Here is a 5,211-nt window from a genome sequence, read left to right as displayed (position 1 = left end):
CGGTCCCGGGCGAGGGGGTGAGGCCGCCGAGCGCGAGGGCCGTGGCGAGCTCGACACGGGCGGCGCCGATCTCTGCGGCGATGCGCACTCCGGCGGGGTCCTGGACGGCGAGTTCGAGAGCGAGGGTACGGGTCACCCGTCCATTCTGCCGGGTGGATGCGCGACGCCCCGCCCACGACGCCCGAATATTAGATAGACTAACTAAGTATGTCTGCGCCCGATGATCTCCTCGCCCTCACCGCCACAGACCTGCGCCTGGCCACGTTCCGGCTCGCCCGCCGCCTCCGCTGCGCCCGCGCCGCCGACACCATGAGCGACACCCAGCTCGCCGTGCTCGCCGATCTGCGTATGAACGGCCGGCGCACGATCTCCACCCTCGCCGAGCGCGAGCGCGTGACCGCCCCCTCCATGACCAGCATCGTCAACGGGCTCGAGGAGCAGGGCTACGTCGCCCGCACGCCCGACGAGGACGACCGCCGGCGCGTGCAGGTCGACATCACGCCCGCCGGCGCCGAGATCGTGGTCGAGACCATCCGCCGCCGCGACGAGCTGCTGGCCGACATGCTCCGCGAGGTCGACTACACCGAGGCCGAGCTCGCGATCCTGCGCGATGCGAGCGCCCTGATGCGGAGGGTGGTCGAACGATGAGCGCCATGTTCCGCTCGTTCGCGAACATCAACTACCGCATCTGGTTCGCGGGCGCCCTGGTCTCCAACGTCGGCGGCTGGATGCAGGCCACCGCGCAGGACTGGGTCGTGCTGACCGAGCTCACCGACAACGACGCGACCGCGATGGGCATCACGATGGCCCTCCAGTTCGGGCCGCCCCTCGTGCTCGTGAGCCTCACCGGCTGGGTGGCCGACCGCTTCGACCGCCGCCGCATCCTGCTCGCCACGCAGGGCTCGCTGCTCGCGCTCGCGATCGCCGTCGGCTCGCTGCTGCTGGCCGGCGTCATGACACTGCCGATGATGTTCGCCTTCGCGCTCGGCTTCGGCATCGTCAACGCGTTCGACGCCCCCGCCCGCCAGGCCTTCGTGTCCGACATGGTCTCCGCCGCCGACACCTCGAACGCGGTCGCCCTCAACTCCGCCTCGTTCAACCTCGCCCGCATGGTGGGCCCGGCCGTGGGCGGCCTCCTCATCGTCGCGATCGGCTCCGGGTGGGTGTTCATCGCCAACGCCGCCACCTTCCTCGCGATGATCCTGGCCCTGCTGCTGATGCGCGCGAACCTGCTCGCCCCGCGGCCCAAGCACCGCAACCGGGGCGGGCTGGCCGAGGGCTTCCGCTACGTGTGGGCGCGCAGCGACCTCAAGGTCGTCTTCGTGACGGTGTTCCTGATCGGCGCGTTCGGCATGAACTTCCCGATCTTCGCCTCCACCATGGCCCTCGAGTTCGGTGCGGGAGCCGACGGCTACGGGGTGCTCAGCTCGGTGCTCGCGATCGGCTCGCTGATCGGCGCGCTGCTCGCCGCCCGCCGCGACACCGCACGCGTGCGGGTCGTGATCCTCGCCGCCGGCGGGTTCGGCATCGCCGCGTTCGTGTCGGCCGCCATGCCGAGCTACCTCGCCTACGCCGTGACCCTCACCTTCACGGGCTTCATGATCGTGACGCTGCTGACCACGGCGAACGGGTACGTGCAGATCACGACCGACCCGGCGCTGCGCGGACGCGTGCTGGCGCTGTACATGGCCGTGATCATGGGTTCGACCCCGGTCGGCGCGCCGATCGCCGGGTGGGTCGCCGACACGTTCGGCCCGCGCGCCGCGATCATGCTGGGCGGCACGGCGGGCTTCGTCGCGTGCGCGATCGGCGTGCTGTGGGTGCTCACCTCCGGCCGCCTGCACCGGCACGAGACCAGCCGCTTCCTGCTCACCCTCGACGAGACGCGGCCGCTGCGGGTCGTGCAGCCCGTCGAACCGGTCGACTTCACCGAGAAGGCGACCGTGACCACGCCGATCCGCACGGCGCGCCGCGACGACGGCGAGTGACGACCGCGGCGTTTTGTCAACGCCCTCCGTGTCACCCGCCCCACGCCGTACGGTCGGGCCATGGACGACAACATGAGCACCCCCCATCCCCAGGACCCGGCCGAGGGCGCGCCCGACGTCGACGTGCCCCAGGAGGACGGCCAGGGCGACGGCACCGGCGGCGCGATCCAGGGCGACAGCTCCCGCGGCGAGTCGACCGGCGGCGCGATCCAGGGCAGCTCCGGCCCCGGTCACGCCCCGCTCGGCGGCTCGGAGAACACGGAGGACGGCCTCGACGCGGACAACCCCGCCGAGGAGGACACCCTGAAGACGCTCGACCCGGACAACCCGCCGGCCTGAGCGCTCCCGCAGACGGAACCGCGGACGGGACGACCGGAGACCGGTGCCCGCCCGCGGATCCTTCGCGTATGCGTGAGGAGATCAGCCCGCCAGCACGAGCTTGAGCTGCTCGACCGCCCAGTCGAGCTCGGTCGCGCGGATCACGAGCGGCGGGGCGATGCGGATGGTCTGGCCGTGCGTGTCCTTCACGAGCACACCCCGCTCGGACAGCCTCTCCGCGACCGCCCGGCCCGTCCCGATCGCCGGGTCGATGTCGACGCCGGCCCACAGCCCCGCGATGCGCACCGCAGTCACGCCGTGGCCGATGAGCGGCTGCAGCGTGGCCTCCAGGTGCGCGCCCAGAGCCCGTGCGCGCTCCTGGAACTCGCCCGTCTGCATCATCTCCACCACGCGCAGCCCGACCGCCGCCGCGAGCGGGTTGCCGCCGAACGTCGATCCGTGCTCGCCCGGGCGGATCACGCCCAGCACGTCGCGGTCGCCCACCACGGCCGACACCGGGAGGATGCCGCCGCCGAGCGCCTTGCCGAGCAGGTACAGGTCGGGCACGACGCCCTCGCGGTCGCACGCGAACGTCTCGCCCACGCGGCCCAGTCCCGCCTGGATCTCGTCGGCGATGAACAGCACGTTCTTCGCGTCGCAGATCTCGCGGATGCGGCGCAGGTAGCCCTCCGGCGGGATCACGACCCCGGCCTCGCCCTGGATCGGCTCGACCAGCACGGCCGCGGTGTTCTCCGTGATCGCGGCCTCGATGGCGTCGGCGTCGGCGAACGGCACCCGGTCGAAGCCCGGCGTGTAGGGGCCGAAGTCGTCGTGCGCGGTCTCGTCGTCGCTGAAGCTCACGATGGTGGTCGTGCGCCCGTGGAAGTTGCCGTTGGCCACCACGATGCGCGCCTCGCCCTCGGGGATGCCCTTGACGCGGTAGCCCCACGCGCGGGCGACCTTGATGCCGGTCTCCACGGCCTCGGCGCCGGTGTTCATCGGGAGCACGAGCTCCTTGCCGCACAGCTCGGCGAGCGCCGCGGCGAAGGGCTCGAGCGTGTCGCTCTGGAACGCCCGGCTCACCAGGGTCACGCGGCCGAGCTGCTCCGTGAGGGCGGCGACGAGGGCGGGGTGGCGGTGACCGAAGTTCACGGCCGAGTAGGCGGCGAGCAGGTCGAGGTAGCGCTTGCCCTCCACGTCGGTGACCCACGCGCCCTCGCCCCGCGCGATCATGACCGGCAGCGGGTGGTAGTTGTGCGCGACGTGCGGCTCCGCGTGCGCCGTGGCCTCAGCGGCCGCCGCGGTCACCGGCTCGACCGCGGTCACTTCGCACCGCGCAGTTCGAGCGTGCAGCACTTGATGCCGCCGCCGCCGAGCAGCAGCTCGGACAGGTCGACCGGGATCGGGTTGTACCCGCGCTCGCGCAGCTGCTGCTCGAAGCCCTTCGCGCGCGGCGAGATGATCACGTTGTAGCCGTCGCTGGACGAGTTGAGGCCGAGCACCGCGCCGTCCTCGTCGGACACCAGGATCGCGTCCGGGAAGCGCCGCTCGAGCTCGGCCCGGCTGGCGTCGTCGAAGGCACCGGGCAGGTAGGCGATGTTGGCGCGCTCCGGGCCGCCGTTCTCCACGCCCTGCACCGGGTCGAGCACCGCGATAGCGGTGTCGAGGTGGTAGAAGCGCGGGTCGACGAGGTTGAGCGACACGACCTCGCGGCCGAACACCTCACCCACCTCGCGGTGGCTGTCGCCCGTGGAGCGGAAACCGGTGCCGGCGAGGATCACGTCACCCACCAGCAGGAAGTCGCCCTCACCCTCGTTGACCTCTTCGGGCAGCACCGTGTCGTAGCCGTTGGCGCGGAACCAGTCGGCGAACGCCGGGGCCTCGCCCTGACGCTCGACGAAGCGGAACTCGGGCACGTACGCGCGGCCGTCGATCAGGAAGCCGCCGTTGGCCGTGTAGACCATGTCGGGGTATCCGGCGAGCGGCTCGATCAGCTCGACCTCGTGGCCCAGCTCGACGTACAGGTCGTACAGCTTCTGCCACTGCTCGACCGCACGGGCCGTGTCGGTCGGCTTGGCCGGCTCCATCCACGGGTTGATCGAGTAGTTCACCGTGAAGTGCTCTGGACGGCACATCAGGTAGTGGCGGCGGTGCGCGGTGCGCGCAGGGGCGGTGGTGACGGCGGTCTCCGGCGTCGACATGGATGCTCCTCGTGTGAACGGGCGCGGCGGACGCTGTCCAGGGGCCCGGCGGTCCTTCGACCCGTCGCTCGCGCGGGAGCGGGTGCGGGGAAGATGCGACTCGGGCACGCCGGTGACCATTGTGCCACCCGCGCCTGACCGCCCGCCAGATCCCGCGCCGCCGCGCTCAGGTGCCGCGCACGACCAGCTTTCCGACCACGTGCCCCTCCTGCAGCCGGGCGAGCGCGGCCCCGGCCCCGGCGAAGTCGTAGGTCTCGGCGATCACCGGCACGAGGCTGCCATCCGCCACGAGCTCGAGCAGCCGGGCGAGCACCTCGGGCCGGGGCGTCGCCGCGAGCGGGCGGATGCGCCGCGACCCGAGCGACAGCACGACCGCCCTCAGCATGCGCGGGATCGGACCCAGCACGGGCCCGCCGTCGCCGGTGACCAGCACCACGCGGCCGCCGGGCACCACCAGTCGCTGCAGCTGCCGCAGCGGGATGCCGCCCGCGACGTCGATGATCGCGTCGAAGTGCCCCGCGGGCAGCTCGCGCAGGGGCGTGACCCGGTGGTCGAACGTGCGCACGGCCCCGAGGCGTTCGATCAGCGGCTGGTTGCGGTCGCGGCACGACGCCCACACCTCGGCCCCGCGCAGCGCGGCGAGCTGCACCGCGAACGTGCCGACCCCGCCCGACGCCCCGATCACCAGCACCCGCGGGGTGCCG

The 5,211-nt window shown here is 72.4% G+C and carries 7 protein-coding genes; 3 read left to right on the top strand and 4 right to left on the bottom strand.

Features of this window, described 5'->3' with window-relative positions; translation table 11 throughout:
• Positions 1-136: copper homeostasis protein CutC (locus DW309_RS03475; RefSeq protein WP_275089828.1), on the bottom strand; the 136-nt coding region annotated here is incomplete at its 3' end.
• A gap of 71 nt (positions 137-207) precedes the next feature.
• Between DW309_RS03475 and DW309_RS03470 the strand changes: the two genes are divergently transcribed.
• Genes DW309_RS03470 through DW309_RS03460 form a run of 3 tightly spaced genes read left to right on the top strand, consistent with a single transcriptional unit; the run spans position 208 to position 2,327 of the window.
• Positions 208-648: a MarR family winged helix-turn-helix transcriptional regulator gene (locus DW309_RS03470; RefSeq protein WP_136034152.1), complete on the top strand. Its 441-nt coding sequence runs from the start codon at positions 208-210 to the stop codon at positions 646-648.
• Between the two features lie 5 nt (positions 649-653).
• Complete coding sequence (locus DW309_RS03465) at positions 654-1,988, top strand: MFS transporter (RefSeq protein WP_136044564.1); 1,335 nt, start codon at positions 654-656, stop codon at positions 1,986-1,988.
• Between the two features lie 60 nt (positions 1,989-2,048).
• On the top strand, positions 2,049-2,327 hold the full coding sequence (locus DW309_RS03460; protein WP_136034150.1) for a hypothetical protein: 279 nt from the start codon (positions 2,049-2,051) through the stop codon (positions 2,325-2,327).
• A gap of 81 nt (positions 2,328-2,408) precedes the next feature.
• Here DW309_RS03460 and rocD read toward each other — a convergent pair whose 3' ends face one another.
• The 3 genes from rocD to DW309_RS03445 form a co-directional block, all read right to left on the bottom strand.
• Positions 2,409-3,632: an ornithine--oxo-acid transaminase gene (rocD, locus tag DW309_RS03455; RefSeq protein ID WP_240753115.1), complete on the bottom strand. Its 1,224-nt coding sequence runs from the start codon at positions 3,630-3,632 to the stop codon at positions 2,409-2,411.
• Complete coding sequence (gene ddaH, locus DW309_RS03450) at positions 3,629-4,507, bottom strand: dimethylargininase (RefSeq protein WP_136044562.1); 879 nt, start codon at positions 4,505-4,507, stop codon at positions 3,629-3,631. Before ddaH ends, rocD begins: the two co-directional genes overlap by 4 nt.
• A 166-nt stretch (positions 4,508-4,673) precedes the next feature.
• The coding region (locus DW309_RS03445; RefSeq protein WP_168387161.1) for a zinc-binding dehydrogenase at positions 4,674-5,211 on the bottom strand (538 nt) is incomplete at its 5' end.

Origin of the sequence: Microbacterium sp. K41 (genome assembly GCF_004794395.1) — a bacterium.
In the GTDB taxonomy this organism is placed as follows: domain Bacteria; phylum Actinomycetota; class Actinomycetes; order Actinomycetales; family Microbacteriaceae; genus Microbacterium; species Microbacterium sufflavum.
The sequence above is the reverse complement of the archived record's forward strand: the minus strand, read 5'-3'. Positions and strand labels throughout refer to the sequence as shown.